The organism is Microcella sp. (assembly GCF_025808395.1).
In the GTDB taxonomy this organism is placed as follows: Bacteria; Actinomycetota; Actinomycetes; order Actinomycetales; family Microbacteriaceae; genus Microcella.
Genome location: NZ_CP075524.1, coordinates 2,231,124 through 2,256,899, shown reverse-complemented (window position 1 = coordinate 2,256,899; position 25,776 = coordinate 2,231,124). Strand labels below are relative to the sequence as shown.

Below are 25,776 nucleotides of genomic sequence, written 5' to 3'. Positions count from 1 at the left end.
AGCACGAGACAGCGCATCGACGATGAGTCGTCAGAAGAGATGCGCGTTCGATCGCGCGTCGCACCGTGGATCGAACCGTGGATCGAACCGTGTTGCGGAGACGGAGGGATTTGAACCCTCGGACCCCTTAACGGGGTCTCCACCTTAGCAGGGTGGTGCACTCGACCGGACTATGCGACGTCTCCTGGCGAAGCCTTCACTACTATAGCCGCCCTGCGGCGACGGATGCTCGCCCTCAGTTCGCGCGCGAGCAGGTGCGGTCGGCAGCAGTCTGGCCCTGCACTCCCTCGAGAACGGCCGGCGGGGCGGCGTCAATGGGCGGCAGCGTGGCTTCGGGTTCTGGCTCGACGAAGTTCTTGCCGTTCTTCGGGGCCTCGGTCGGCTCGGGCTCGGGGGCCTGAGTCTCTTCGGGCGCTGGCTCACTCGTGTCGAGCTTCGAACCGACGCCGGTGTTGCCCTCTTCGAGCACGAACTTCTCGTCGTTGCGAATGCGGTCGAACAGCGCCGTCGCCTGACGTGTGAGCGGCTGCACCTTGCCCAGGTAGGGCTCTGCGGTGCCGTACCGGTTGGGGTACTGCACGAAGACGATGTTCTCGGTGGGCACCTTGCGAATCGCCTGTGCCATCGACACCATCGTGTCGAGGCTCACGAGGCTCGACGAGAGCTGCATCGACGACGTGGCCACTTGGGCGATGCCGTACAGCTTGGTGAAATCGGTCAGCACGCCCTCGTTCTGCACTTTGCGCATCAAGGACGAGAGATAGACCTGCTGGTTGCTGATGCGACCCAGGTCGCTGCCATCGCCGACGCCATGACGGGTGCGCAGAAACGCGAGTGCGTCTTCTCCGATGAGGGTGTGCGTGCCAGCCGTGGGCAGGTCGAGCCCGGTGTAGCGGTCTTTGATCGGCCCGTCGATGCAGACGTCGACGCCTCCAACGGCGTTCGACAGCTGTGCGACGCCGTTGAACGAGATCGCGCCCGCGTAAGGAATCGACAGGCCCGTCAACTTCTCGACCGTCAGCACGACGCAGTTCAATCCGCCGTACGACCACGCGACGTTGATGGGTTGTGCCGACATGGCGCCTGACGCTCGGCCACCCTCGGGGTCGGGGCACGAGGGAATAGGAACCACCATGTCACGGGGGATGCTGACCGCGACTGCAGACTGCTGGTCTTCGGAGACGTGCAGAAGAATGTTCACGTCATTGAGCGTCGCACTGCCGCGAGCGCGCGAGTCATACTGGCCAGGCTCGTTGTCGATCCCGACGACGAGCACATTGAAGCCGCCCTCCCACTCACCGACCGTGGGAATCACTCGGGGCGGTTCGCCCTCGGCTTCAACGAGGTCGATGACGTCGATGTCGGCATTGAACTGGGCGATGGTGATGGCGGCGACAGAGACTCCGCTGACGAGAACGACGGCCATCGTCGCGCCGAGAATTCCGAGAATGGTCGTCCATGCGCGCGACCGTCGCAGTCGGCCGTGCCGCACTGCCGTCGTCGGCAAAGAGCGTGTCGCACGATCGCGAATCGGTTCGCTCATCTTCTCCCCTAGGCACATGGCTGAGGGCCGCCAGCAGCGGAGGGCGTGGGATTCGAACCCACGAGACATTTCTGCCCACCAGTTTTCAAGACTGGCTCCATCGGCCGCTCGGACAGCCCTCCTTGGATATCAGTCTTCCATGCTAACCGACAGTTCTTCGAAACCCCCGGTCGGGGCGCCTATGCATCTGCCGACAACGAGGCCGCTGCTCGGTCAGACGGTGGCGAGCGCCTGAGCGAGACCGTTGTCGGTGTCGCGCGCTGTGACCTCAGACGCGGCCGCCACGACGTCATCAGGGGCCTGCCCCATGGCGATTCCGCGCCCGCCGTGCGCGACCACCCACTGCAGCATCTCGATGTCGTTTCTGCCGTCGCCAACGCAGATGACGTTTGCGCCATCGATGTCGAGTGCGGTGCGCACCCGCTCGAGAGCGGTCGACTTGTTGACGCCGTCGGGGGCGATGTCGAGCCACGCCGTCCAGCCGACGTTGTAGCTCACCTGATGCAGCCCCATCAGTTCGACGACGGCAAGAAACTCCTCCATGGCGTGACCCGGCGAGATGACGACGACGCGGGTCGCCGGCTCGTTGCACAGCTCGTCGAACTCGACCTCTTCGCTGATCGCCCCGAGCGCGCCGTTCGGAAAAGAGCCCGAGTAGCGATAGAGGCCCGTCTCGTCTTCTACGGCGTAGTTCGCGTGACGCAGATGCGGGCGGATGCGCGTGAGAACCTCGGTGGGGTCGAACGTCTCGACGTGGTGGCGCCGATACCCGGTCGGCGCCTCGGCGTCGCGCTTCAGCAGAATCGCGCCGTTCGAGGCGACGACGTATTCAGGTGAGATGTCGAGCCGGTCGAGCACGGGCAGCGTCATCGCCACCGAACGACCGGTCGCCAGCATGACCTCGTGGCCCGCGTCTCGCAGTCGGTGCACCTGCTCGACCACCTCATCGGGCAGGGTTCCGTCTTCATGCAGCACGGTGCCGTCGATGTCGAGAGCGATGAGCTTCTTGTCGGTGCGGGGGGCGGAGGTCATCCGGTCGGCTCCAGAACAGACAAGCCGCGCAGGTAGGGGCGCAGCGATTCGGGCACGACGACCGAGCCGTCGGCGCGCTGATGGGTCTCGAGCAGGGCGACGAGCCACCGAGTGGTCGCGAGCGTGCCGTTGAGCGTGGCGACGGGGGCGGTCTTGCCCTCAGCGCCGCGGTGCCGGGTGTCGAGCCGACGCGCCTGGTAGGTGGTGCAGTTGCTCGTGCTCGTCAACTCGCGGTATGCCCCCTGCGTGGGCACCCAGGCTTCGACGTCGAACTTGCGCGCGGCGCTCGACCCGAGGTCGCCCGCTGCCGTGTCGATGACGCGATAGGCGAGACCGAGAGAGCGCAGCATGCCCTCTTGCATCGCGAGCAGCCGCTCGTGCTCGGCCTCGGCGTCTGCCGGGTCGATGTAGCTGAACATCTCGAGCTTCTGAAACTGGTGCACGCGAATGATGCCGCGGGTGTCTTTGCCGTAGCTGCCCGCCTCGCGGCGATAGCACGTCGACCAGCCTGCATAGCGCAGCGGGCCGTTCGAGACGTCGATGATCTCGTCGGCGTGAAATCCGGCGAGCGCCACTTCGCTCGTGCCCGTCAAGTAGAGCTCGTCATCGGCCAGATAGTAGACCTCGTCGGCGTGCGCACCGAGAAAGCCGGTGCCGCTCATGATCTCGGGCTTGACCAGGGTGGGTGTGATGAGCGGAGTGAACCCGGCGTCGAGCGCGGTGTCGAGCGCGTAGTTCATGAGGGCCAGCTCGAGTCGAGCGCCGACACCCTTCAAGAAGTAGAAGCGCGAGCCAGACACCTTGACCCCGCGGGCGATATCGATCGCATCGAGCAACTCTCCGAGCGCGACGTGGTCGCGCGGTTCGAAGTCGAACGCTGGCTTCTCGCCCACTTCGCGCAGCGTCACGAAGTCGTCTTCGCCACCCGGCGGCACGCCGTCGATGATGACGTTCTGGATGCTCCCTGCCACCGACACGAAACGCTCATCGGCCTCTGACGCCGCGGCCTGTGCGGCTTTCACGTCGGCGGCGAGCTGCTGCGCCTGGGCGACGAGCGCGGCCTTCTCGTCTTTCGGGGCGGCTGCCACCGTCTTGCCGAAGGCGTTCTGCTCGGCACGCAGCGCCTCGAACGCCGTGATCGCCGAACGACGGTCGGCATCTGCGGCGATCGCCTCGTCGACGAGTGCCTCGCTCGCCCCGCGGGCATGTTGAGAACGTCGAACTCGGTCGGGGTCGTCGCGCAGCAGTTGGGGGTCGATCACGCCGTCTAGTCTGTCACGCGAGTTCAAAGGCCAGTGCTCTACTCTGTGCCCATGCCAACGCCGAAACGGGCCGATCAGCCGCATCGCGTTGCCGTCATCTACAACCCGATCAAGGTCGACGTGAAGGCCCTGCGCACCGAGATCGAAGCGGTCGAAGAAGAGGCGGGCTGGGCTGAGTCGCTGTGGCTCGAGACGAGCGTCGACGACCCCGGTCAGGGGTGCGCGCGCCGGGCCGTCGAAGCGGGAGTGTCGAGCGTGCTCGCCGCCGGCGGCGACGGTACGGTGCGGGCCGTCGCTGAAGGCATGGCCAATACGGGCGTGCCTGTCGTGCTGCTGCCCGCCGGCACCGGCAACCTGCTCGCGCGCAACCTGGGTGTGAGCATCAACCGCATGCCCGAAGCCGTTGCCACGGCAATGCGGGGCGAAGACCTCGCGATCGATGTGGGCGAGGCTGAGATCACTCGACCCGACGGCAGCACCGAGACCCACGCCTTCGTCGTCATGGTCGGCATCGGGCTCGACGCCAAGATGGTCAGCGCCACCAAGCCCGAGCTGAAGAAGCGCGTCGGGTGGCTCGCCTACGTCGAGGCGATCGCGCGCATCGCCCGCGACGTCGACGCTGTGCGACTGCACTACACCCTCGATGGCAGCGCTCAGCGCACCACCAACGTGCACACCCTGCTCATCGGCAACTGCGGAGCCTTGCCCGGCGGCGTGCTCATCCTGCCCGACGCCCGCATCGATGACGGGCTGCTCGATGTGGTGGCCATGCGCCCCCGCAATCTGTGGGGGTGGATGCGCGTGAGCTACGCCGTGGTCTGGGAGAACGGCGTCTTGCAGCGCAGCAAAGTGGGGCGGCGCATCATGGCCGCCGACAAGCGCGTGCGCGCGCTGCGCTACTTTCAGGGTCGCCGCATGACCCTCGCCTTCGACCGCCCAGAAGAGTTCGAGATCGACGGCGACTCGATGGGCACGGTGACGGCGATCTCGGTGCGCGTGCTGCCCGCCGCGCTCATCGTGCGCGTGCCCCCCGGCGAGGCCGACGAGCGCGTGTGAGCGGGCTCGCTACACCTCGGGCTCGCCGCTGAGGATGCCGCGCAACCAGTCGCGGGCATCCGTGAAGATGTCGTCTCCGTACTGCGGAACGAACTCGACCGGCCGCTGGTCTGCGCGCGGGTACGAGCCCAAGAAGATCACCTTGGGGCTGAAACGCCGCAGGCCCAGCAGGGCGTCGGCGACGCGCTCATCGAGCACGTGGCCGTCGAGGTCGATGATGAAGCGGTAGCGCCCGAGAGCATCGCCGATGGGCCGCGACTCGATGAGGCTCATGTTGACGCCGCGCGTGGCGAACTGCTCGAGCATCTCGAGCAGTCGACCGGGAGCGTCGTCGGGCAGTTCGGCGATGATGCTCGTCTTGTCGGCTCCGGTGCGCGGCGCGATGGCGTGGCTGCGGCTCACGAGCACGAATCGCGTGACGGCGTTCGAGTTGTCGCCGATCTCGCTCGCGAGCTCGACGAGGTCGTGCAGCTCGGTGATGCCGGGCGGCGCGATGGCGGCCTGCGCCGGTGAGTCTGGCTCAAGCAGGCTGACGGGCGCGGCCACATTCGAGGCGGCCGGAATGTGCCCGTGGGCGGGCAGCGCGCTCTCGAGAAAGCGCCGGCACTGCGCGTAGGCGACAGGATGCGCGGCGACGACCCGCACGTTGTCGAGCGTCACCCCGGGCCGGGCCACGAGCACGAAGTTCACGGGCACCAGGTATTCGCCGATGATGCGCAGGCCCGGAATCGTCGCGAGCGCATCCTGCGTGGCACTCACCCCGCCCTCGACCGAATTCTCGACCGCGATCATGGCGCCCACACTGCGGCCCGAGACCACGTCGTCGAGGGCTTCACCGACGTTGCTGACGCTGCGCCACTCGGCACCAGCCGCCGCCTCGACCTGGGCGAGGGCGTGCCAGGTGAAGGTTCCGGCCGGGCCGAGGTAGCTGTAGACCGCCTTCGGGTCGGGCTGCGTGCTCATGCTCGAAGTCTATGGGCGGGCATCCGGTGCTCTTCGAACCTGCCGGTGGTTGGATGGACGCATGTCTCGCGCCGCAACCCCCGCCCAGCCGAGTGACCTGATCGACGTCGATGCGCTGCTCGCCGCGTATGCAGATCGGGTGCCCGACCTCGATGACCCGGCGCAGCGCGTCGTGTTCGGCACGAGCGGTCACCGCGGCTCGAGCCTCGACGGCGCCTTCACCGACATCCACATCGCGGCCATCACTCAGGCGATCGTCGAGTACCGGGCGAGCCAGGGCACGAGCGGGCCGATCTTCGTCGGCGCCGACACGCACGCGCTCAGTGCACCCGCGCAGCAGACGGCCCTCGAGGTGCTCGCCGCGAACGGCGTCACCGCGCTCGTTGATGCGCACGACGGATTCGTGCCGACGCCGGCGATCAGCCACGCGATCATTCGGCACAACCGAGACGCCGAAGCGAAGAGCGACGGCATCGTCATCACCCCGAGCCACAACCCGCCGCGCGATGGCGGCTTCAAGTACAACCCGCCGCACGGCGGCCCCGCAGACTCTGGTGCGACCGGGTGGATCGCCGCGCGGGCCAACGAGCTCATCGCCGGAGGCAACCGCGGGGTACGTCGGCAGTCGCAGCTCACGGCCGAGCGGTACGACTACCGCGAGCACTACGTGGCCGATCTGGCGAGCATCCTGAACCTCGATGCGGTTCGCGAGAGCGGCCTGCGCATCGGGGCAGACCCGCTCGGCGGCGCCAGCGTCGACTACTGGGCGCTCATCGCAGAGCGGTACGGGCTCGACCTCACCCTGGTGAACCCGCACGTCGACCCGCAGTGGGGGTTCATGACGCTCGACTGGGACGAGAAGATTCGCATGGACCCGTCGAGCCCGAGCGCGATGGCAAGCGTGCTCAGCCGCCGACATGACTTCGACCTGCTGACGGGCAATGACGCCGACGCCGATCGGCACGGCATCGTCACGCCCGACGCCGGGCTCATGAACCCGAACCACTATCTCGCCGTCGCGATCGACTACCTCTATACGCACCGCCCCCACTGGCGACCTGACGCGGCGGTCGGCAAGACCCTCGTCTCGTCGACGATGATCGACCACGTGGCGGCTGGTCTCGGGCGGCGGTTGTGGGAGGTTCCGGTGGGGTTCAAGTGGTTCGTGCCTGGCCTCATCGACGGCTCGGTGGCGTTCGGCGGCGAAGAGAGCGCGGGGGCGAGTTTTGTGCGGCACGACGGCTCGGCGTGGACGACCGACAAAGACGGCATTCTGCTCGCGCTGCTCGCCGCCGAGATCACCGCCGTCACCGGGTCGACCCCCTCGCAGCTGTATGCGACGCTCACTGATCGCTGTGGCTCGCCGGTCTACGAACGGGTGGATGCTGCTGCCACGCCCGCCCAGAAGGCAGCGCTCGGCAAGCTCGACGGCGCGGCCATCACGGCCGACACTCTCGCGGGCGACCCGATCACGGCGACCCTCAGTGAGGCACCCGGCAATGGCGCCGCTGTCGGCGGCGTCAAGGTGGTCACCGAGCGGGCGTGGTTCGCCGCCCGGCCGAGCGGCACCGAAGACGTCTACAAGATCTATGCGGAATCGTTCGGCGGCATCGAGCACTTGCGCGCCGTGCAGGCCGAGGCGAAGCGGATCGTCGACGATGCACTCGCCTGAGCTCGCGCCGCTCGACCGCGCCGCACTCTTCGCCTCGTGGGACGCCCTCACCCCCGAAGCGCTGCATGCCCGCGGCAGCATGAAGTGGACCCGGTTCGCGAGGTCGATCAGCGCGTGGGTCGCCGAGAGCGATCTTGGCACGGCCCCCGTCGTGACTCGAGCCCTGCATGACGCCGTGCAGGCGGGGCACACCGGGTACCTGCCGCGAGCGATCGCCGCCGACATGGCTCGCGCCACAGCTGAGTGGATGCTCGATCGCTTCGACTGGGTCGTGACGCCCGGGCGCGTGCACGCCGTCGGCGACGTCATCAGCGGCCTCGATGCCGCGATCGGGCACTACTCGCGCCCTGGCTCTGCCGTGATCGTGCCGACTCCGGCATATATGCCGTTCTTGACGCTGCCGCAGCGGCATGGTCGCAGTGTTATCGAAGTGCCGCACGCCCGGCAGGACGGCCGCGAGGTGCTCGACCTCGACGCCATCGACCGCGAGCTCGCGGCGGGCGCGGGCCTCGTCGTGCTGTGCAACCCGCACAACCCGGGTGGGCGTGTGTTCGAGCGCGACGAACTGCAGGCACTCTCTGACGTGGTCGAACGGCACGGGGCCCGCGTGTTCGCCGACGAGGTGCACGCGCCGATCGTGTTCGGCTCGGCGCGGCATGTGCCGTATGCGAGCGTGAGCGCGGCATCGGCCGGTCACAGCATCACGACCACGAGCGCGTCGAAGGCGTTCAACCTGCCCGGCATCAAGGCGGCCCAGCTCATCACGACCAACGACGCCGATGAGCACACCTGGCAGGCGCTCGGGCCCATCGCCGGCCACGGCGCCAGCACGCTCGGTGTCATCGGCAACACCGCCGCCTACCGGCACGGTCGCGAGTGGCTCGACGCGACCGTCGACTACTACGACGCGAACCGCCGCCTGCTGGGCGAGCTGCTGGCCGAGCGCCTTCCCGAAGCGGGGTACCGGATGCCCGAAGGAACCTACATCGCGTGGCTCGACGTCTCGCGCCTGGGCCTCGGCGACGACCCCGCGACGACGCTGCTCGACCGCGCTGGCCTCGCGGTGACCGACGGGCGCGCGTGCGGCGCGGCCGGCGCTGGGCACGTGCGCATCATTCTGGCCACGCCCCGGCCGGTCGTCGAGCAGATCGTCGACGCGGTCGTGCGCGCATCGCGCACCTAGCTGTCTCGGCAGAGCCGTCACCGTCTCACGAGGGGGTCGACCTCAATAGGTATGAGGTATAACCTCTTACTCATTGTCCGATCAACTCACCGAGGAGTCCCCATGAGCACCACAGTCGTCGACAAAGACGCCGCCGGCGTAGGCGAACGCCAGTACCACATCGCGATCGCCCCCGGCGAAGTCTCAAGCGTTGCGCTTCTGCCAGGCGACCCCTTCCGTGTGCCGCTCGTCGCCGAGTTTCTCACCGATGTGAAGACCGTCGCGCACAACCGCGAGCACATGACGATGACCGGCTGGTACAAGGGCCGTCACATCACCGCGACCTCGACGGGCATGGGATGCCCCTCGACGGCAATCGCGGTCGAAGAACTGATCCGCGTGGGCGTGACCTCGTTCATCCGCGTGGGCTCGTCGGCGGGGCTGCAGGCCGGAGTCAAGCCCGGCGACCTTCTCGTCAGCGAGGGTGCCCTGCGCAACGACGGCACGACGGCGGCGTACGCGCACCACGGTTTTCCGGCAGTGCCAGATCTCGGCATCGCGATGACGCTCGCCGACGTGGCACGCGAACTGACCGCGGGCACAGACGTCGCCGTGCACTCGGGCATCAACGCGAGCGACGACGCCTTCTACGCAGAGACCCCCGAATGGATCTCTGAGCTCAACCGACTCGGTGTTCTCAACGTCGAGATGGAGAGCGCAGCGCTCTACGTGGTGGCACGACTGCGCGGCGTGCGCTCTGGCATGATCTGCTCGACGTCGAGCAACCTGGTCGACGGAACGAGCCTGTACTCAGGGGTGAAGGAAGCGCTCAAGCAAGGGTGGATGCTCAGCATTGAGGCGGCACTCGAGACCGCTGTGCGACTGGAACTGTGACCATGCTCGTCAATCTTCACAGTCACCTCGAGGGCCGGGTGAGACCCGAGACGGCAGCAGAGCTCGCGCGCTTGTCGGGCGAGCCTGACCCGCCGGAGGGCTGGAAGCGCGCCATCGCGCTCGAGCGGCCAGGAACCCTCACCGAATACCTCGTCAAGGTCGCCGCGACCTATCGATTCTTCCAGTCGCCAGAGTTCGTTCGAAGAATCGCGCGCGAGGCCGTGATCGATGCCGCCGCCAGCGCGCATGACCATCTCGAGCTGCGGTTCGGGCCCGCTACCCACGTCACTGACAGGGCCGGGCTCGATGACATCATCAGCGCAGCGTGCGAGGGCATGCGCGAAGCAGCCGCCCTCACCGGAGTGAACATCGGCCTCGTCATCGCCGCACTGCGGCACCATGACGACGAGACCAACCGAGGTGTCGCGCGAGCTGCTGCTCGAGCAGCGGGCAAGGGCGTGGTGGGATTCGATCTCGCAGGTGACGAGCTTCTCTACCCGGCGCTCGAACCCCATGCAGAGGCCTTCGCGATCGCCCGGGCCGCAGGTCTGGGCATCACGTGCCACGCTGCGGAGGCCGGTCCGGCCGCGGCTGCTCGCCAGGCCGTCGAGCTGCTCGGCGCGACCCGCATCGGCCACGGCGCCCACATCGTCGACGACCCCGAGGTGCTGTCGTGGTGCGCAGACCACGGAGTCGTTGTCGAGATCTGCCCGACCTCGAACGTGTTCACGGGAGCGATCGCGAGCCTGAGCGAGCATCCAGCCAATCGCTTTCGCACGGCGGGCGTGCCGCTCGTGCTCGGTGACGACAACCCCATGCAGACCGGCACCGATCTGGCCCACGAGCGTGCGCTACTCGGCAGCGCCTTCTCGTGGAGCGCCGAAGACCTTCGAGACCTCGATCGCACGAGCGTCGACGCTGCATTCGTCGGCGACGACGACCGCGCGCGACTTCTGGCGAAGCTCACATGAGCGGCTCGGCAATCGAGACTCCGCCTTGCCGCCTGAGGGTATGAGGTATAACCTCCTACTTCAAGGCGAACCGTGCCTGCCCGAACCACCACAGCCTGAATCTCAAAGAGGAGACCCACCATGCAGCACAGCAAGAACGTGACCGGCGGCATCACCATCGCCGCCCTGATCGCACTCACCCTCGGCGCGTGCTCTGCACCACCGGCAGAGCCAGGCGCGACCGATCCGGCCGCCGTCGACTTTCTGCCCTGCGCCGTGTCAGACCTCACCGGCTTCGATGACAATGACTTCAACCAGTTGACGTTCGAGGGCGTGCAGCAGGCAGCTGCCGAGATCGGAACGACAGCGCGCGGCGCTGAATCCGCCTCAGAAGACCAGTACGTCGGCAACATCGAAGCTCTCATCGATCAGCAGTGCGATCTGATCGTGACCGTCGGATTCGCGCTCGCCAACGCGACTCGCGACGTCGCGCTGGTCAACGAGGATGTTCGATTCGCGCTCATCGACAGCACCGTGACCAACGACGACTTCAGCCCGCTCGAGCTCGCGAACGTCAAGCCGGTGCTCTTCGACACGGCGCAGGCGGCAGCGCTCGCAGGGTACGCGGCCGCGGGTGCGACCACCACCGGGGCGGTCGGAACCTACGGCGGCATGCCGTTTCCGTCAGTGACAGTGTTCATGGACGGATTCCAGGTCGGTATCGAGCACTACAACGAAGTGCACGGAACCTCTGTGCGCCTCTTCGGCTGGGATCGCGAAGCCCAGAACGGACTCTTCGTCGGCAGCTTCGACGACCAGCTGCAAGCGAAGAACATCACCTTGGGGCTGCTCGACCAAGACGTCGACATCATCATGCCGGTCGCCGGCACCCTCTTCATCGCATCGATCGACGCGATCAACGAGCGCGGCACCGATGCGGGCATCATCGGCGTCAACTCCGATGCCTACCTGACGGCTCCTGACTACGGCGCCTACTTGCTGACGTCGGTGATGAAGAACCTCACGACCGCCGCGCACGAAGTCACGATGTCGACCTACGACGGCTCGTTCAGCTCTGACCCGTATGTAGGAACTCTCGAGAACGGTGGCGTGGGCATTGCGCCCTTCCACGAGTGGGAGTCGCGGTTGAGTGCATCGCTCATCGCCGAGATCGAGCAGCTCACAGCAGACATCATCGCCGGCACCTTCGTCGTCGACTCGCCTTCCTCACCACGGGGCTAGACGATCACACCGGCCCCCGCGCGCGCTCCGCGCCGCGGGGGCCTCACTCTGCCCGAGACGACACGAACGCTGACGAGGAGACCCTCTTGTGACGAACGCGCTCTCGCCCCGCGACCTCGCACGGCAGATGGTGACGGTCGCCGGTCGCCCCTATCTGCCGCTCTCGTTCATCGCTCGCCTTCCCTTCGCCATGATGCTCGTCGGAATCTTGAGCCTCACCACGATCGAGCGCGGATCACTCGCGCTCGCGGGGGGCCTCACCGCGGTCGCCGGCATCGGTACGGCACTCATGGGCCCCGTCTTCGGCGCTCTCGCTGATCGTTGGGGTCAACGGCCCGTGCTGCTGGGCGGCGCGCTCATCAGCATTGCGGCATCGATCGCGTTCTTGACTGCGGTGAGCGACGGAGCATCGGATGCCGCGCTGTGGCTCTCGGCAGCGGCGGTCGGAGCCACGATGCCGCAAGTGGCACCGCTGTCGAGATCACGCGCTGCCGTCGTGGCACAGCGGCTCGAGCACCATTCGCCGGATGCCCGCGGTCGTGCCCTGCCGCTCGCCATGAGTTACGAGTCGATCGTCGACGAGTCGTCGTATGTGCTCGGCCCCGTCGCGGTAGGGCTGCTGGCCTCGCTGCTCGCACCGACCGCCCCGCTCGTCGCCAGCATGGTGCTCACCGCCACGGTCGTCATCGCGTTCGCTCTGCACCCCACGGCACGACTCGGGACTGCTCGCCCGGTTCACGAGCTCGATGTCATGGCCCGGCGGCCGTCGACCTGGAGCGCAGAGCTGTCGCTGCTCGCCGTGGCGATGCTCGCTGTGGGCGCCGTCTTCGGTTCGACCCTCACGTCGGTCACCGCATACCTCGCGGCACTCGGTCAGACCGAGCTCGCGGGCCTCGTCTACGGGATCATGAGCATCGGAGCCATCATCACTGCGCTCGCCGTAGGGCTGCTCCCGCCCACGATCTCTCTACGCAGCCGTTGGCGGTGGTTCGCGTGCGTGGCCGTCGCCGGAACCGCCGTGCTCGCCCTCGTTCCCGGCGACGGCGCTGTGCTCGTCGGCTTGTTCGTGGCCGGGTGCGGCGTCGGCGCGGTGCTCGTGGCCCTGTTCAGCCTCGGGGCCAACGCCGCTCACGAGCGACGCCGCAACACGGTTCTGGTCACGTTGCAGAGCATGTTGACGGTGGGTCAGGCCCTGGTCACCGCACTCACCGGGGTGCTCGTCGAGCAGTCGGGCGCCGCAGCGGGTTTCGCCGTCGCCGTCGGTGCATCGGTGGCCCTGCTGGTCATGGCGCTGGCGCACGGCCTCGTCGCGAGCAACCCTTCGGCTACCGAGTCGATGAACTCTGGGTGATCGACAGGTGGCTCGCCTCCGGAGCGAACGCGCTCTTCACGACGAGAATCGGCGTCGATCGGGCGCGCACGACCTGAGTCATCACGAGCACTGGATCGTTCGCCTTGATGGACAAGTGCGCTGCACGAGTCGGGCCCGCGATGCTGGCGGCGACGATGCACGCGCCGGGCGAGAGTAGAGAACCGGGCAGCCTCTCGAGCAACGATGCCAGCATCGTCGTGCCCTCGCGGTCGACCGATTCGGCTGCGTCGGCGAGGGCCCGACCTGCAAGAGCGAGCTGCTGCTCGTCGACAAGATACTCCTGCACGAGCGCCGCTCCACGACCGTCGACCTCGATCACCGACTCGCGGAACCACAGAGAGGTCGTATCGGGAAGGTGATCGAGCACGAAGTCTGTCGGCTCTTGTCGATTGTGGATGAGCACCGTCGTCGAGAGCGAACGCGCGCCGGCACCGACGAGCGACTCGATCGATTGAAACCTCTCGAGGCCGCCGTGCGGGAGCGCGTCGGCGACGAATCGACCCACCCCACGCCTCGTGACGATGTGCCCGTCTTCTTCGAGAAGCATGAGAGCTTCACGCACCACGGTGCGGCTCACCTTGATGAGCTCCGCAAGCTCTGTCTCTCGAGGCAGGATCGTTCCGGCAGCGAGAACCCCGTCACGAATCCCCTGAGAGAGGCGCGAATACACGGCGACCCGCAGCGGCTGTCCCGGAGACACCAGGATCGGTTCGCCGAGGAAGGCCTCGGCGCCACTCACGGTAGCGTCGTCGCTCACGCCAGGATCCTCCTGAATACTCTCGGGAATATGATGTTATACCTCAGGGGTGGATCATTCGGCATAGGTGGGCGCAGCAGGGAGACCGAAGAACTCTTCGAGCGACCTCACCCCGGTCTCGTGCAGTTCGGTCGCGAGCTCGACGCCGACGTACCTGAAGTGCCAGGGCTCGTAGCTGTAGCCGGTGATGCCGGTCATGCCGGGCTGGTAGCGCAGGTGAAAGCCGAAGCGATGAGCGTTAGCCGCCAGCCACCGGCCGTGCTCGGTGTCGCCGAAGCACGGGTCGAGCGCGCAGACTGACGGAATCGAGCTGATGTCGATGGCCAACCCGGTCTGGTGCTCGCTGTGGCCGGGCCTCGCGCTGCGCACGTTCGCATACTCTTGCCCGCGCGACGCGACGATGCCGTTGTAGACCCTCACCTGCACGGCGAAACTGCGGTATGCGCTCTGCGCCTGCAGGCGCAGGCCCGCCTCGGCTTCGGCGGCGGCGAAGAGCGCGACGACGGCATCGGCGGCTTCTTGCCGCAAGAAGGGCTCGTTGGCGTAGGGCACCGGCACCCTCACGATGTCGCTCGGAGCGTAATCGGTCGGGTTGAGCGGGCGCAGCTTGTTCACGACCACCCAGAGCGATGCCGGGTCATCGATCGACAGTCGAGTTGCGTCGAACGTCGGAGTCGGAGTGGGCGTCGGGGTCGGCGACGGCGTCGACGTCGCACTCGCCGACGGCGCCGACGCAGTCGGCATCGGGATGGGCTCTCGAGCGTCGGCGCAACCGGCGACCACGACGAGCAGCAAGCCCATGACGATCGATGCCACGGCGGTCGCGCAGAGAGGGCGAGGGCGTTCCACAGAACGAGCCTAACGCGACAAGACGGCCCTGCGTTCAGTCTCGTCCGCGCCAGCGTGTGCGTGAATGTGCCTTCTGATCAGGGGTTTCATCTCGACATGGAATCAGCGTTGACATTGCAGTCGCCCTATGCGTAGTGTTCCACGAAGTGTGAGAGCGCTCTCATGCCACCACGTGAGAGCGCTCCCACGATCCCATCCACGCACACAAAGGAGTGACCGTGACATTCTCACGACGCACCACCGTGATCTCGGCAGCGGCCGGCGCCGCAGCATTCGCCCTCGTGGCGAGCGGCTGCAGCCCCACCGAAGCACCCGCCGACGGCGACTCAGTCGAGATCACCATCACCACCTTCGGCACCTTCGGGTACGAAGACCTCTACACCGAGTACGAGAGCCTCAACCCCGGGGTGAAGATCGTCGCGAACAACATCGACACGGGCGGCAACGCGCGCACCGACACGTTCACGAAGCTGGCCTCGGGCAGCGGCCTGAGCGACATCGTCGCCCTCGAAGAAGGTTGGCTCGGCGCCATCATGGAGGTCAGCGAGAACTTCGTCGACCTGCGTGACTACGGCATCGAAGACCGCGCCGGCGACTGGGTCGACTGGAAGTACGCGCAAGCGACCGACCCGAACGGCCGCGTCATCGGCTATGGCACCGACATCGGGCCAGAGGGCATCTGCTTCAACGGCCCGCTGTTCGAAGCCGCCGGACTCCCGAGCGACCGCGAGGGAGTCGCCGAACTGCTCGACGGCGGATGGGACACCTACTTCGCCGTCGGCGCCGAGTACGTCGCCACGACGGGCAAGGCCTGGTACGACCACTCTGGCTTCGTCTGGAACGCGATGGTCAACCAGCTTGATGAGGGCTACTACACCGCCGACGGCGAACTCAACGTCGAGGGCAATGCCGAGCTCAAGTCGCGCTTCGACCAGCTCGCCGCGGCAACCCTCAGCGGCCAGTCGGCCGCCCAGGGCGCGTGGGACTGGAACGGCGGGCAGTCGTTCGTCGACGGCACCTTCGCCACCTTCGTGTGCCCTGGCTGGATGCTGGGTGTCGTGCAGGGCAACACTGAGGCAGGAGGCGGCGACGCCTCGACTGGGTGGGACTTCGCAGACGTCTTCCCCGGCGGTGCGGCCAACTGGGGCGGCGCGTTCCTCGCGGTCTCAGAGACCAGCCAGGTGAAAGAAGAAGCCGCCAAGCTCGCGTCGTGGCTGACCGAGCCTGAGCAGCAGCTCAAGCAGTTCGCTGCAGCCGGCAACTTCCCAAGCACGATCGCCGCGCAGCAAGAGCTCGCCGCCAACCCCACTCCGAACGCGTTCTTCAATGACGCGCCGGTCGGCACGATCCTCGCCGGACGTGCAGTGAACGTGGTCGCGCAGTTCAAGGGACCCGATGACTCGCTCATTCAGGAGAACGTCTTCGGCCCGCCGCTGCAAGCACTCGACCGCGGTGAGATGACCGCTGACGAGGCGTGGGCAGAAGCGCTGCAACTGCTCAAAGAACTCGTCGGCTAGTACTACCGAGACGGGGGTCACGACCGACCCGAAGTCGTGACCCCCGTCACCACCCCTGCACTCGAAACGGATCAGCATGTCGCTCTCGCTCGCACGGCTCGACCTCAAGGCCTCGCCCTACCTCTACATCGCGCCGTTCTTCGTGCTGTTCGCGATCACCGGGCTCTTTCCGCTCGTCTACACCCTCGTCGTCTCGATGCACGACTGGCCTTTGCTCAAAGGTCAGGGCGAGTTCGTCGGCTTCGACAACTTCGCCGCGGTGCTCGGCGACCGCTTCTTCTGGAACTCGATCGGCAACACGATCAGCATCTTCCTGCTCTCGACGATCCCCCAGCTGCTCGTCGCCCTCGTGCTCGCCGCCATCCTCGACCAGCACCTCAAGGCGCGCACCTTCTGGCGCATGAGCGTGCTGCTGCCCTACGTCGTCACCCCCGTCGCCGTCGCCCTGATCTTCTCGAGCGTGTTCGGTGAGCAGTCGGGGCTCGTGAACAATCTCATCGGGCTCATCGGCATCGACCCCGTGCAGTGGAAGCATGACGTCTTCGCCAGCCACGTCGCCATCGCGACGATGGTCAACTGGCGCTGGACGGGCTACAACACCCTCATCCTTCTCGCGGCCATGCAGGCGGTGCCCCGCGACCTGCACGAATCGGCCGCCATCGACGGAGCGGGAGCGCCGCGCCGCTTCTTCTCGATCACAGTGCCGAGCATCCGCCCCACCGTCATCTTCGTGATCATCACATCGACAATCGGTGGGCTGCAGATCTTCGCCGAGCCGCGCCTCTTCGACGTCTCCAACGCCGGCGGCATCGGCGGGGCCCAACGGCAGTTCCAGACCACAGTGCTCTACCTGTGGGAGATGGCGTTCTTCAGACAAGACTTCGGCCGCGCCGCCGCGATCGCATGGCTGCTCTTCTTGCTCATCGTCGGCATCGGGCTCATCAACTTCGCCATCTCGCGCCGCATCGCCACAGCCGAAGGCGCTCGCATCAACCGCCGAACTCGGCGACAGCTCGCTCTGCGCAAGGGAGACCCACGATGACAGCCCCGGCCACACTTGTTCCCGTCAGGCCCACCGAGGCGCCTGCCGCGGGTGACTCCCCCAGCTCACGCCGTCGCCGAAACCGTTCCGGCATCGCGCTGCGCCCCGGCTTTCTCAGCTATGGCCTTTTGCTCGCCTGGGTGCTCGGAACCGCCTACCCCCTGTGGTGGTCGTTCGTCGTCGCGAGCGGCACCAACGCCACTCGCGGCGAGACACTGCCCCTCATTCCTGGCGGCAACTTTCTTGCCAACGCGGTGAAGGTGTTCGATGCGATTCCTTTCTGGCTCGCGCTCGGCAACTCCATCCTCGTCTCATCGGTCATCACGGTCGCCGTCGTCAGCTTCTCGACTCTCGCCGGCTACGCCTTCGCGAAGCTCAAGTTTCGTGGCCGCGAGGGGCTGCTCATCTTCGTCATCGCCACCATGGCGATTCCGACCCAGCTCGGAATCATCCCGCTGTTCATCGTGATGCGTGAACTGGGGTGGACGGGAACGCTCGGTGCGATCATCATTCCGAACCTCGTCACCGCATTCGGCGTGTTCTTCATGCGGCAGTACCTCGTGGGCGTCATCCCCGACGAGCTCATCGAAGCGGCTCGCATGGACGGCGCCAACCAGATTCGCACCTTCTTCACAGTGGCGGTGCCCGCGGCCCGCCCCGCGATGGCGATCCTGGGGCTCTTCACCTTCATGATGGCGTGGACAGACTATTTGTGGCCCCTCATCGTGCTCAGCCCGCAGAACCCGACGCTGCAGACGGCGCTCAGCCAGCTACAGTCGGGATACTACGTCGACTACTCGATCGTGCTCGCGGGTGCAGTGCTGGCGACGCTGCCACTGCTCATCCTCTTCTTGGCAGCAGGTCGGCAACTCATCTCGGGCATCATGCAAGGAGCCGTGAAAGGCTAATGAGCACATTTCCTCACGGGTTCCTCTGGGGCTCGGCGACTGCCGCCGCCCAAATTGAAGGCGCGGGCTCTGACGATGGCAAGGGCGACTCGATCTGGGACGCCTTCGCGCGGGTTCCCGGCGCGATCGCGAACGGTGATACTCCCGCTGTCGCGGTCGACCACTATCGACGGATGCCCGCCGATGTCGCTCTCATGCGCGAGCTCGGCCTCGACGCCTATCGGTTCAGCGTGAGCTGGGCCCGTGTGCGACCCGACGACGGTGAAGTCAACCCCGCGGGTCTCGACTTCTACAGTCGACTGGTCGACGAACTGCTCGAGGCTGACATTCTGCCCTGGCTGACGCTCTATCACTGGGACCTGCCGCAATCGCTCGAAGCGCGCGGTGGCTGGGCGAACCGCGATACCGCTGCGCGCTTCCGCGACTACGCGGTGATCGTGCACGAGGCGCTCGGCGACCGCGTCACGCACTGGACGACCTTCAACGAGCCACTGTGCTCGTCGCTCATCGGCTATGCCGGCGGTGAGCACGCTCCGGGCCGCAGCGAGCCACGGGCTGGTCTCGCAGCCCTGCACCACCAGCACCTCGCGCATGGCCTGGCCACACGCGCATTGCGCGAGCGGGGAGCCCAGCAGCTCGGCATCACCCTGAACCTCACGAACGCAGTGCCGGCAGACCCGAGCGACCCGGCAGACCTCGACGCGGCCAGGCGGCTCGACGCCATCTGGAATCGTGCGTTTCTCGAGCCCCTCGTGCTCGGCCGCTACCCCGTCGACTTTCTCGACGACGTGCGTGACCACGACTTCGCGTCGCTCATCCTCGACGGCGATCTTGAGACCATCGCACAACCCATCGACTTTCTGGGCGTGAACCACTATCACGACGACCAGGTCAGCGGTCGGCCGCTGCCCGAGGGCACTCCCCCTGGGCTACGGCCGACCGACTATGCCACGGGCAACCCGTTCGTCGGCAGCGAGCATCTCACGTTCCCGACGCGCAACCTGCCGCGAACGGCGATGGGGTGGGAGATCAATCCTGATGGCCTGCGCCACCTGCTCGTGCGTCTCGGTCGCGAGTATCCGACCCTGCCGCCGCTCTACGTGACCGAGAACGGATCGGCGTGGGACGACGTCGTCGAACCCGACGGCTCGATCAACGATGTCGAGCGCGAGCGGTACATGCTTGATCACGTCGACGCCGTCGCGCAGGCGATCGCTGAAGGTGCAGACGTGCGGGGCTACTTCGTCTGGTCGCTGCTCGACAACTTCGAGTGGGCCTGGGGCTATGACAAGAGGTTCGGCATCGTGCGCGTCGACTACGACACGCAGCAGCGCACCATCAAGCGCAGCGGCCACGCATTTCGTGCCCTCATCGCATCGCAGCGAGCGAGCATCCAGTGATGCTGCTCGTATGATGAGCGCACATCGATCATGAGCCACGACACCCAGCACTCGAGCGCGCCCACCCTCGAAGAGGTGGCCGTCGTCGCAGGCGTGTCGCGGTCGACGGTGTCACGGGTCATCAACGCATCGCCGCGCGTGACGCCTGAGGCGATCGCGGCGGTAGAGCGCGCGATAGCCGAGCTCGGCTATGTGCCGAATCGTGCGGCGCGCATCCTGGCCTCTCGACGAACGTTCGCGATCGCCCTCGTGATTCCTGAGAACACGGCGAAGTTCTTCGCCGACCCCTACTTCGCCTCGGTGATCCAGGGGGTAGCGCTCGCGCTGTCGAGCACGGCATACACCCTGAGCCTGCTCATCGCGCCCGAGAGCGACGCCGAGAAGACCCGCAACTTCTTGCAGGCGGGCAACGTCGATGGCGCCCTCATTCTGAGTCACCACTCCGACGACCGCTCATACCTCGCGCTCTCGCGATCACTTCCCGTCGTCTTCGGCGGCCGCCCCATGAGTGATGAAGGCGATCGCGCCTACTACGTCGACGTCGACAATGTGGCCGCGGCCGAGCACGCAGTGAGACATCTCATCGAGCATGGCCGGCGGCGCATCGCCACCATCGCGGGTCCGGCCGATATGGCCGCCGGGCTCGACCGGGTCGAGGGCTGGAGACGGGCATTGCAGGCCGCGGGGCTGCAAGCCGACCTGGTCGAGCGCGCCGACTTCACGCCCGCGGGCGGAGCAGACGCGATGCGACGGATGCTCGAGCGGGGCATCCCGTTCGATGCTCTCTTCGCGGCCAGTTCGCAGATGGCCTCTGGTGCGCTCACCGTGCTGCGCGATCACGGGCTCGAGGTTCCGCGCGACGTGGCGATCACCTCGATCGACAATGACTACTTCGCGCAGAACTCGACACCCCGATTGACTGCGATCGACCAGCCCTCAGTCGACGTCGGGCGTGCGATGGCGCGCTTGCTCATCGACCGCATCGAGGGCCGCGAGATTGCCCACGTCACGATTCTGCCGACCACGCTCGCCGAGGGCGACTCGGTCTGAGGGCTCACCCACCTCGGGCCGGTAGGGTGCCAGCCATGAGTCTCACCGTCACGCACGAGCCAGACGCCGATCGCTATGCCGTCTACGACGGCGACGAGCTGCAGGGCTTCATCATCTATGAGCGCGCGGGCACGACTCTTCGCCTGCTGCACGCGGAGGTTCCCCCGGTGAAGCGCGGGCAGGGTGTCGGCGGCGAGGTGGTGCGAGTGGTGCTCGATGAGCTGCGTGCCCAGTCGACCGACCGGGTGCAGCCGGTGTGCGGTTTCGTGGTCTCGTGGATGCGTCGACACCCCGAGTACGCCGAGCTGACGACGCGCTGACCGCGCTCGCGCGCTGCGCCGTCAGAGCCGGATGCGCCCTTCATACCCTTCGCCGGCATCGGGATCGCCGTCGGTCTGGATGACGCCGAGGTCGCCGTCACCAGCGAGCGGAGCCGGCGCCGGAAGGGTGGTCTGCCGATCGAGTTCGAGCTGCGCTTCGTGCCGCGTGGGGTTGAAGACCTCGTCGCCGATGCCGACGAGTCCTCCGCCCGATCCGCCGCGTCGAGCGGCGTCTCCGCGCAGGTCGATCCAGCCGAGACGCTGAGCAATCGTGCCGAGAGCGCCGACGCCGAGCACGATGAGCACCCATCCCCACCACTCGATCACCCCAGGAGCCTACCGAGTCAGTCGCGCAGCGGCAGCACGACCGGGCGATCGGATGCTCCCAGTCGGTGTATCTGCACGTCGAGTCCATACACTCGACCGACACGGTCTGCCGTCATGACCTCTGCGGGTGTGCCGACGCAGTCGAGCCGGCCTGCGTCGAGCAGGGCGATGCGGTCGGCGTATGCGCCGGCGAGCGAGAGGTCGTGCACGACGACGACGACCGCTCGACCCTGGCCGGCGAGTTCGCGACTGAGCCGCATGACGTCTTCTTGATGGCGCAGGTCGAGCGCAGCGGTCGGTTCGTCAAGAAACACCACCGGGGTGCGCTGGGCGAGCACCCGCGCGAGCGAGACGCGCGCCTGCTCACCGCCGCTGAGGGTCGTGAAGCGTCGACCCAGCAGGTGCTCGATGTCGGTGGCCTGTATGGCCTCGAGCACGGCCTGCTGGTCGTCGGCGAGCTCGGCCGTGCGCATCCACGGGCTGCGACCCATCTGCACGATCTCGATGACGCGGAACGGAAAGCTCACGACGTTGGCCTGAGTCAGCACGGCCCTGCGGCGCGCCAGTTCGAGAGCGCGGTAGCTCGAGATCGGCCGATCGTCGAGCTCGACAGAACCTGAGGCGGGCGAGAGGTCGCCGCTGAGCACCGACAGCAGTGTCGACTTTCCTGCGCCGTTCGGGCCGACGAGTGCCAGCACTTCGCCGAGGCGCACGTCGAGATCGATGTCGAGCAGAATATCGCGGGTCTCGCGGCGCACGCTGACGCCGCGCACAGAGATGACGGCGCTCATGCCCAGCCTCCGCTGCGTCGACGCTGGCGGTAGAGCAGCCAGAAGAAGAATGGGCCGCCGACGAGCGACGTGAGCATGCCGATGGGCAGTTCAGCGCCGGCGACGAGCGTGCGCGTCAACAGGTCGGCAAGCACGAGCAACGCACCACCGCCGACGGCGCTCGCCAGAATCAGGCCACGGTGGGCGGGCCCGATGACCATTCGGATGATGTGCGGCACGACGAGCCCGACGAACGCGATGATGCCGGTGAAGGCGACAGCCACGCCGGTGAGCAGCGCGACGAGCACGATCGAGACGAGTCGCAGTCGCTCGACGTTGACGCCGAGGTGGCGAGCGTTGCGCTCACCCAGCGACAGCAGGTCGTATCGCCTCGCGAGTGCGAACGCGAGCAGCACTCCGACGACGGCGACGCTCGCGACGATGGCCACTTGCGACCACAGCGAGCCGCCGAGCGAGCCGAGCTGCCAGAACACGATCTGCTCGCGACTGGCGGTGTCGGCGATGAAGAGCACGAAGGCGATGCCGGCTTGGGCTATCGCGTTGACGGCGATACCCGTGAGCAGCAGCGTGACGACCTCGGTGCGCCCACCCGCCCGTGAGACGACGTAGACCAGGAGCGTGGCGATGAGCCCGCCGAGGAAGGCGAAGAGGGCGATGCCGGCTCCGCCGAGAACGGATGCGCCGAGCACGATCGCGGTCGCCGCCCCGAGAGCGGCCCCCGACGAGACACCGACGACTCCCGGCTCGGCGAGCGGGTTGCCGAAGATCGCCTGCATGACGGCTCCGGCGACGGCAAGGGCGGCGCCGACGACGAGAGCCATGACGATGCGCGGAAAGCGCACCACCCAGAGGGTGCTCTCGATGATGGGATCGGTCGGAGCCCAGGAGGTGTCGATGCCGATCGCGCGCAGCAGCGAGCCGGCGACCTCGGTGGGGGTGATCGCCAGCTGCCCCGTGATGGCCGACAGCACGATGCCGCCGACGAGCACGCCGGCGAGCAGCAGTACGAGCGCGAACGCGCGTGAACGCGCGGTCACGGAACCCGCTGCAGCCACTCGGGGGTCGAGAACTTCTCGCTGACGAGCGCCTGCGCCCGGGCCAGCTCGGCGTCGGTGAGCGCAGACTCGGTGAGACTGGTCTGCGCCCCGAAGGTGGCGATGAGGCGCTCGATGATCTCGTCGCGAGAGAGGCCGGTCTGCGACTTCAGCGGGTCGACGCGCTTGGCGGCGCTCGCGATGCCCTTGTCGCTCAGCTTCTCGCGACCGATGCGCAGCACTTCGGCCATTCGCGCGCCGTCCATGTCATACGCCATGATGACGTGGTGCAGCACGGCCCCGCTGCCGAGGCGCTTCTGCGCAGCACCGCCGATCTTGCCGGCGGGGCTCGCGATGTCGTTGAGCGGTTGATAGGTGGCGTCGATACCGAGACCGCGCAGCGCCTGAATGACCCAGTCGTCGAGAAACGCGTACGAGTCGGCGAAGCTCATGCCCTGCACGAGGTCGATGGGAGCGTAGAGAGAGTAGGTGATGGCCGACTCGGGCTCGATGAACATCGCCCCTCCGCCTGAGATGCGGCGGACGACCTCGAAGCCGTACTTCTCAGCGTTGCCGAGGTCGACCTCGTTCTTCACACTCTGGAACGAGCCGATGACGACAGCGGGGCTGCTCCACTGCCACACCCGCAGGGTGGGGCCGCGACGCCCTTCGCCGACCTCTTCAGACAGCACCTGGTCGACCGCCATCTGCTGCAAGGGCTCGAGTGCCGGGCCGCGCACGAGCTGCCAGTCGTAGTCGGCGAAGCTCGTCGCCTTCGCGAGCGCGCGTCGAATCGTGGTCGCGATGGCTTCGGGGCTGAACCCGAGCAGCACGGCGCCGTCGGGCAGGGCATCCCGAATCGTGCGGGCGAGCGTTGCGGCGTCAGCGTCGACGGGCAACCCGTCGACGGCCGCTTCGATCGCGGGAATGGCCTCGTCGGGCTCGACGAAGAAGTCGCCGGCGAGGCGGAAGCCGCTGATGCGGCCGTCGGTCGAGTCGAGGTCGACGACGACGAGCTTGCCGCCGGGCACTTTGAACTCACCGTGCATAAGGTCAACCTTAGTTGGCGGCACCCCACCGGCTGCCGGGAGGCGCCTGACTCGTTCTGCCACGCTTCCACAACAGCGGAAAGGCTGAGAGGGCCTCACGCGCTCCGCTGTTGTGGAAGGGGCGGATGCACGCAGCACCGGTGGGCGTCGGTACCAGACAGGCTTCGCGACCACGCGCGTGCGCGCACCGGGTGGACGCGCGAACGGCGTGCGATCAGGCGGAGGGAAACCGCTCGTCGAGCCACGCGATGAGGTCTGCGCGCACCTCTTCTTGATTGGTCTCGTTGAAGACCTCGTGCCGCGCGCCGGGGTACACGATGAGGGTCACATCGTCGAGGCCGCCACGCGAGAGGTACGCGTCGGCGAGCTTCTTCGCACTCTTCTCGCCGCCGAGCGGGTCATCGTCTCCGACCATGATGAGCAGGGGCATGGATGGGTCGATGCGCTTCGGCGACCCGTAGAGGCGCAGGCCGTCGCGAACGCCGAAGAGCTGCAGCACCTTCGCGTCGGTCGTGAGCGGGTCGGCGACGAAGGCCGCGGCCACCGCCGGGTCGCGGCTGAGCCACTCGGCCCCCGTCGTTCCCAGGTGCTTGTGCCGCGCGTTGAGGTCGCCCCCGTTCATGGCGAAAGGCGAGCGGTATGCGGTGCCGGTGAGCACGATCGCGTTCCACGGCTGCGCCCCCTCGTTGAGCAGGTTCTGCACCATGAGCGAACCCCATGAGTGGCCGAGCATGATGAACGGCAGCGACGGATGCTCGGCTCGAGCGATCGCGGTCAGCTCGAGCAGATTCTTCTGGGTGGCGCGCAGGCCGCCCACGCCGAGCTTGCCGATCTTGCTCAGGTCGCCCTTCCAGTACTCCACCCCTGTGGCACCATGGCCGCGGTGGTCGTCGGCGTACACCGCATAGCCGGCGTTCACGAGCGCTTGCGCGAGCGCCTCGTAGCGCAGCGCGTGCTCGCCGACGCCGTGCGCCAGCTGCACCACCGCCTTCGGCTTGCCGGGCGCCCACACGTAGTAGTGGATGACGACGCCGTGGTCATCGGTGAAGGTGCGGTGCTGGCGCTCAGCGATGATCGTGGGCATAGGGTGTGGCCTCCTGCGCATGATCCTAGGCGGGAAGAACTCATTAGCAACGCTCATGAGCTAAGCTAACGAGGTGACGAGCGAGCATACCGACCCCGAAGAGCACTTGCGTGTCGTCATTCAGCGCCTGGCGCGGCGCATCAGGGCCGAGCGGGCCAGCGATGGCATCAGCGACACGCAGTTGGGCGTGCTGTGGAGACTGCAGACCGACGGAGCAAGCACTCCGGGCGAGCTCGCCGCCGCCGAGCGAGTGAGCGCGCCCTCGATGAACCGCACGCTCAACGCGCTCGAAGCCAGCGGCTTCGTCATGCGCGAGCCGAGTGATGACGACGCCCGCAAGGTGCGAGTGTCGCTGACGGCGAGCGGCCAGCACATGATCGTCGAGACCCGACGGCTTCGCCGGCAGTGGTTTCACGCTCAACTCACCACCTTGACCGCAGACGAGCGAGCGGTGCTCGACTCGGCCCGACCGCTGCTCGAACGGCTCGCCGACTCGTGAA

Annotated in this window: 25 protein-coding genes and 2 tRNA genes; 14 read left to right on the top strand and 13 right to left on the bottom strand. The window is 67.1% G+C overall.

Annotated features, from left to right (window positions below):
- Positions 1-95: 95 nt before the first annotated feature.
- From KIT89_RS11010 to serS, 5 genes are all read right to left on the bottom strand, one after another.
- Positions 96-185, bottom strand: a tRNA-Ser gene (locus KIT89_RS11010).
- Positions 186-235: 50 nt separating this feature from the next.
- Positions 236-1,543 carry an LCP family protein gene (locus KIT89_RS11005; protein WP_297601535.1) on the bottom strand — a complete coding sequence of 436 codons (1,308 nt, stop codon included), beginning with the start codon at positions 1,541-1,543 and terminating at the stop codon, positions 236-238.
- Positions 1,544-1,580: 37 nt separating this feature from the next.
- Positions 1,581-1,665 (bottom strand) — tRNA-Ser (locus KIT89_RS11000).
- Positions 1,666-1,756: 91 nt separating this feature from the next.
- Positions 1,757-2,575 carry an HAD family hydrolase gene (locus KIT89_RS10995; protein ID WP_297601532.1) on the bottom strand — a complete coding sequence of 273 codons (819 nt, stop codon included), beginning with the start codon at positions 2,573-2,575 and terminating at the stop codon, positions 1,757-1,759.
- Complete coding sequence (serS, locus tag KIT89_RS10990) at positions 2,572-3,837, bottom strand: serine--tRNA ligase (RefSeq protein ID WP_297601529.1); 1,266 nt, start codon at positions 3,835-3,837, stop codon at positions 2,572-2,574. Before serS ends, KIT89_RS10995 begins: the two co-directional genes overlap by 4 nt.
- Before the next feature lie 51 nt (positions 3,838-3,888).
- On the opposite strand from serS, the gene KIT89_RS10985 reads away from it, so the two are divergent.
- The gene (locus KIT89_RS10985) at positions 3,889-4,893 is read left to right on the top strand and encodes a diacylglycerol kinase family protein (protein ID WP_297601526.1); all 1,005 of its coding nucleotides are present in this window, start codon (positions 3,889-3,891) and stop codon (positions 4,891-4,893) included.
- Positions 4,894-4,902: 9 nt separating this feature from the next.
- Here KIT89_RS10985 and pheA read toward each other — a convergent pair whose 3' ends face one another.
- On the bottom strand, positions 4,903-5,856 hold the full coding sequence (gene pheA, locus KIT89_RS10980) for a prephenate dehydratase (RefSeq protein WP_297601523.1): 954 nt from the start codon (positions 5,854-5,856) through the stop codon (positions 4,903-4,905).
- Positions 5,857-5,917: 61 nt separating this feature from the next.
- Here pheA and pgm point away from each other — a divergent pair, with 61 nt between their 5' ends.
- From pgm to KIT89_RS10950, 6 genes are all read left to right on the top strand, one after another.
- Positions 5,918-7,528: a phosphoglucomutase (alpha-D-glucose-1,6-bisphosphate-dependent) gene (pgm, locus tag KIT89_RS10975; protein ID WP_297601520.1), complete on the top strand. Its 1,611-nt coding sequence runs from the start codon at positions 5,918-5,920 to the stop codon at positions 7,526-7,528.
- On the top strand, positions 7,515-8,711 hold the full coding sequence (locus KIT89_RS10970) for an aminotransferase class I/II-fold pyridoxal phosphate-dependent enzyme (RefSeq protein WP_297601517.1): 1,197 nt from the start codon (positions 7,515-7,517) through the stop codon (positions 8,709-8,711). The genes pgm and KIT89_RS10970 overlap by 14 nt, the downstream gene beginning before the upstream one ends.
- 102 nt (positions 8,712-8,813) lie before the next feature.
- Positions 8,814-9,584, top strand: coding sequence for a nucleoside phosphorylase (locus tag KIT89_RS10965; protein WP_297601514.1), 771 nt, complete (start codon positions 8,814-8,816; stop codon positions 9,582-9,584).
- A 2-nt stretch (positions 9,585-9,586) separates the two neighbouring features.
- Positions 9,587-10,555 carry an adenosine deaminase gene (add, locus tag KIT89_RS10960; protein WP_297603958.1) on the top strand — a complete coding sequence of 323 codons (969 nt, stop codon included), beginning with the start codon at positions 9,587-9,589 and terminating at the stop codon, positions 10,553-10,555.
- Positions 10,556-10,675: 120 nt separating this feature from the next.
- The gene (locus KIT89_RS10955; RefSeq protein ID WP_297601511.1) at positions 10,676-11,776 is read left to right on the top strand and encodes a BMP family ABC transporter substrate-binding protein; all 1,101 of its coding nucleotides are present in this window, start codon (positions 10,676-10,678) and stop codon (positions 11,774-11,776) included.
- An 88-nt stretch (positions 11,777-11,864) separates the two neighbouring features.
- Positions 11,865-13,127: an MFS transporter gene (locus KIT89_RS10950; RefSeq protein ID WP_297601508.1), complete on the top strand. Its 1,263-nt coding sequence runs from the start codon at positions 11,865-11,867 to the stop codon at positions 13,125-13,127.
- On the opposite strand, the gene KIT89_RS10945 is transcribed toward KIT89_RS10950, so the two are convergent.
- Both KIT89_RS10945 and KIT89_RS10940 read right to left on the bottom strand, forming a co-directional pair.
- A complete protein-coding gene (locus tag KIT89_RS10945; RefSeq protein ID WP_297601506.1) occupies positions 13,102-13,905 on the bottom strand; it encodes a GntR family transcriptional regulator in 804 nt (267 codons plus the stop codon). The genes KIT89_RS10950 and KIT89_RS10945 overlap by 26 nt on opposite strands.
- Positions 13,906-13,959: 54 nt before the next feature.
- On the bottom strand, positions 13,960-14,754 hold the full coding sequence (locus tag KIT89_RS10940; protein WP_297601503.1) for a M15 family metallopeptidase: 795 nt from the start codon (positions 14,752-14,754) through the stop codon (positions 13,960-13,962).
- 218 nt (positions 14,755-14,972) lie between these two features.
- Between KIT89_RS10940 and KIT89_RS10935 the strand changes: the two genes are divergently transcribed.
- The 6 genes from KIT89_RS10935 to KIT89_RS10910 all read left to right on the top strand — a co-directional run bounded on the left by KIT89_RS10935 (position 14,973) and on the right by KIT89_RS10910 (position 20,991).
- Complete coding sequence (locus KIT89_RS10935) at positions 14,973-16,271, top strand: ABC transporter substrate-binding protein (RefSeq protein WP_297601500.1); 1,299 nt, start codon at positions 14,973-14,975, stop codon at positions 16,269-16,271.
- Between the two features lie 76 nt (positions 16,272-16,347).
- Positions 16,348-17,313: a carbohydrate ABC transporter permease gene (locus KIT89_RS10930; RefSeq protein ID WP_297601498.1), complete on the top strand. Its 966-nt coding sequence runs from the start codon at positions 16,348-16,350 to the stop codon at positions 17,311-17,313.
- On the top strand, positions 17,310-18,221 hold the full coding sequence (locus tag KIT89_RS10925; protein ID WP_297601495.1) for a carbohydrate ABC transporter permease: 912 nt from the start codon (positions 17,310-17,312) through the stop codon (positions 18,219-18,221). The genes KIT89_RS10930 and KIT89_RS10925 overlap by 4 nt, the downstream gene beginning before the upstream one ends.
- A complete protein-coding gene (locus KIT89_RS10920; protein ID WP_297601493.1) occupies positions 18,221-19,621 on the top strand; it encodes a glycoside hydrolase family 1 protein in 1,401 nt (466 codons plus the stop codon). The genes KIT89_RS10925 and KIT89_RS10920 overlap by 1 nt, the downstream gene beginning before the upstream one ends.
- A 30-nt stretch (positions 19,622-19,651) precedes the next feature.
- Positions 19,652-20,671 carry a LacI family DNA-binding transcriptional regulator gene (locus KIT89_RS10915; RefSeq protein ID WP_297601490.1) on the top strand — a complete coding sequence of 340 codons (1,020 nt, stop codon included), beginning with the start codon at positions 19,652-19,654 and terminating at the stop codon, positions 20,669-20,671.
- A gap of 35 nt (positions 20,672-20,706) precedes the next feature.
- A complete protein-coding gene (locus tag KIT89_RS10910) occupies positions 20,707-20,991 on the top strand; it encodes an N-acetyltransferase (RefSeq protein WP_297601487.1) in 285 nt (94 codons plus the stop codon).
- 21 nt (positions 20,992-21,012) lie between these two features.
- On the opposite strand, the gene KIT89_RS10905 is transcribed toward KIT89_RS10910, so the two are convergent.
- The 5 genes from KIT89_RS10905 to KIT89_RS10885 form a co-directional block, all read right to left on the bottom strand.
- Complete coding sequence (locus KIT89_RS10905; protein WP_297601484.1) at positions 21,013-21,318, bottom strand: hypothetical protein; 306 nt, start codon at positions 21,316-21,318, stop codon at positions 21,013-21,015.
- Positions 21,319-21,335: 17 nt separating this feature from the next.
- A complete protein-coding gene (locus KIT89_RS10900; protein ID WP_297601482.1) occupies positions 21,336-22,109 on the bottom strand; it encodes a heme ABC transporter ATP-binding protein in 774 nt (257 codons plus the stop codon).
- Positions 22,106-23,146 carry an iron ABC transporter permease gene (locus tag KIT89_RS10895; RefSeq protein ID WP_297601479.1) on the bottom strand — a complete coding sequence of 347 codons (1,041 nt, stop codon included), beginning with the start codon at positions 23,144-23,146 and terminating at the stop codon, positions 22,106-22,108. The genes KIT89_RS10900 and KIT89_RS10895 overlap by 4 nt, the downstream gene beginning before the upstream one ends.
- Entirely contained in the window at positions 23,143-24,192 is a 1,050-nt protein-coding gene (locus KIT89_RS10890) for a biotin/lipoate A/B protein ligase family protein (protein ID WP_297601475.1), read from the bottom strand. The genes KIT89_RS10895 and KIT89_RS10890 overlap by 4 nt, the downstream gene beginning before the upstream one ends.
- A gap of 214 nt (positions 24,193-24,406) precedes the next feature.
- A complete protein-coding gene (locus KIT89_RS10885; protein WP_297601473.1) occupies positions 24,407-25,276 on the bottom strand; it encodes an alpha/beta fold hydrolase in 870 nt (289 codons plus the stop codon).
- 73 nt (positions 25,277-25,349) lie between these two features.
- Between KIT89_RS10885 and KIT89_RS10880 the strand changes: the two genes are divergently transcribed.
- The gene (locus tag KIT89_RS10880; RefSeq protein WP_297601472.1) at positions 25,350-25,775 is read left to right on the top strand and encodes a MarR family transcriptional regulator; all 426 of its coding nucleotides are present in this window, start codon (positions 25,350-25,352) and stop codon (positions 25,773-25,775) included.
- The last annotated feature ends 1 nt before the right edge of the window (position 25,776 follow it).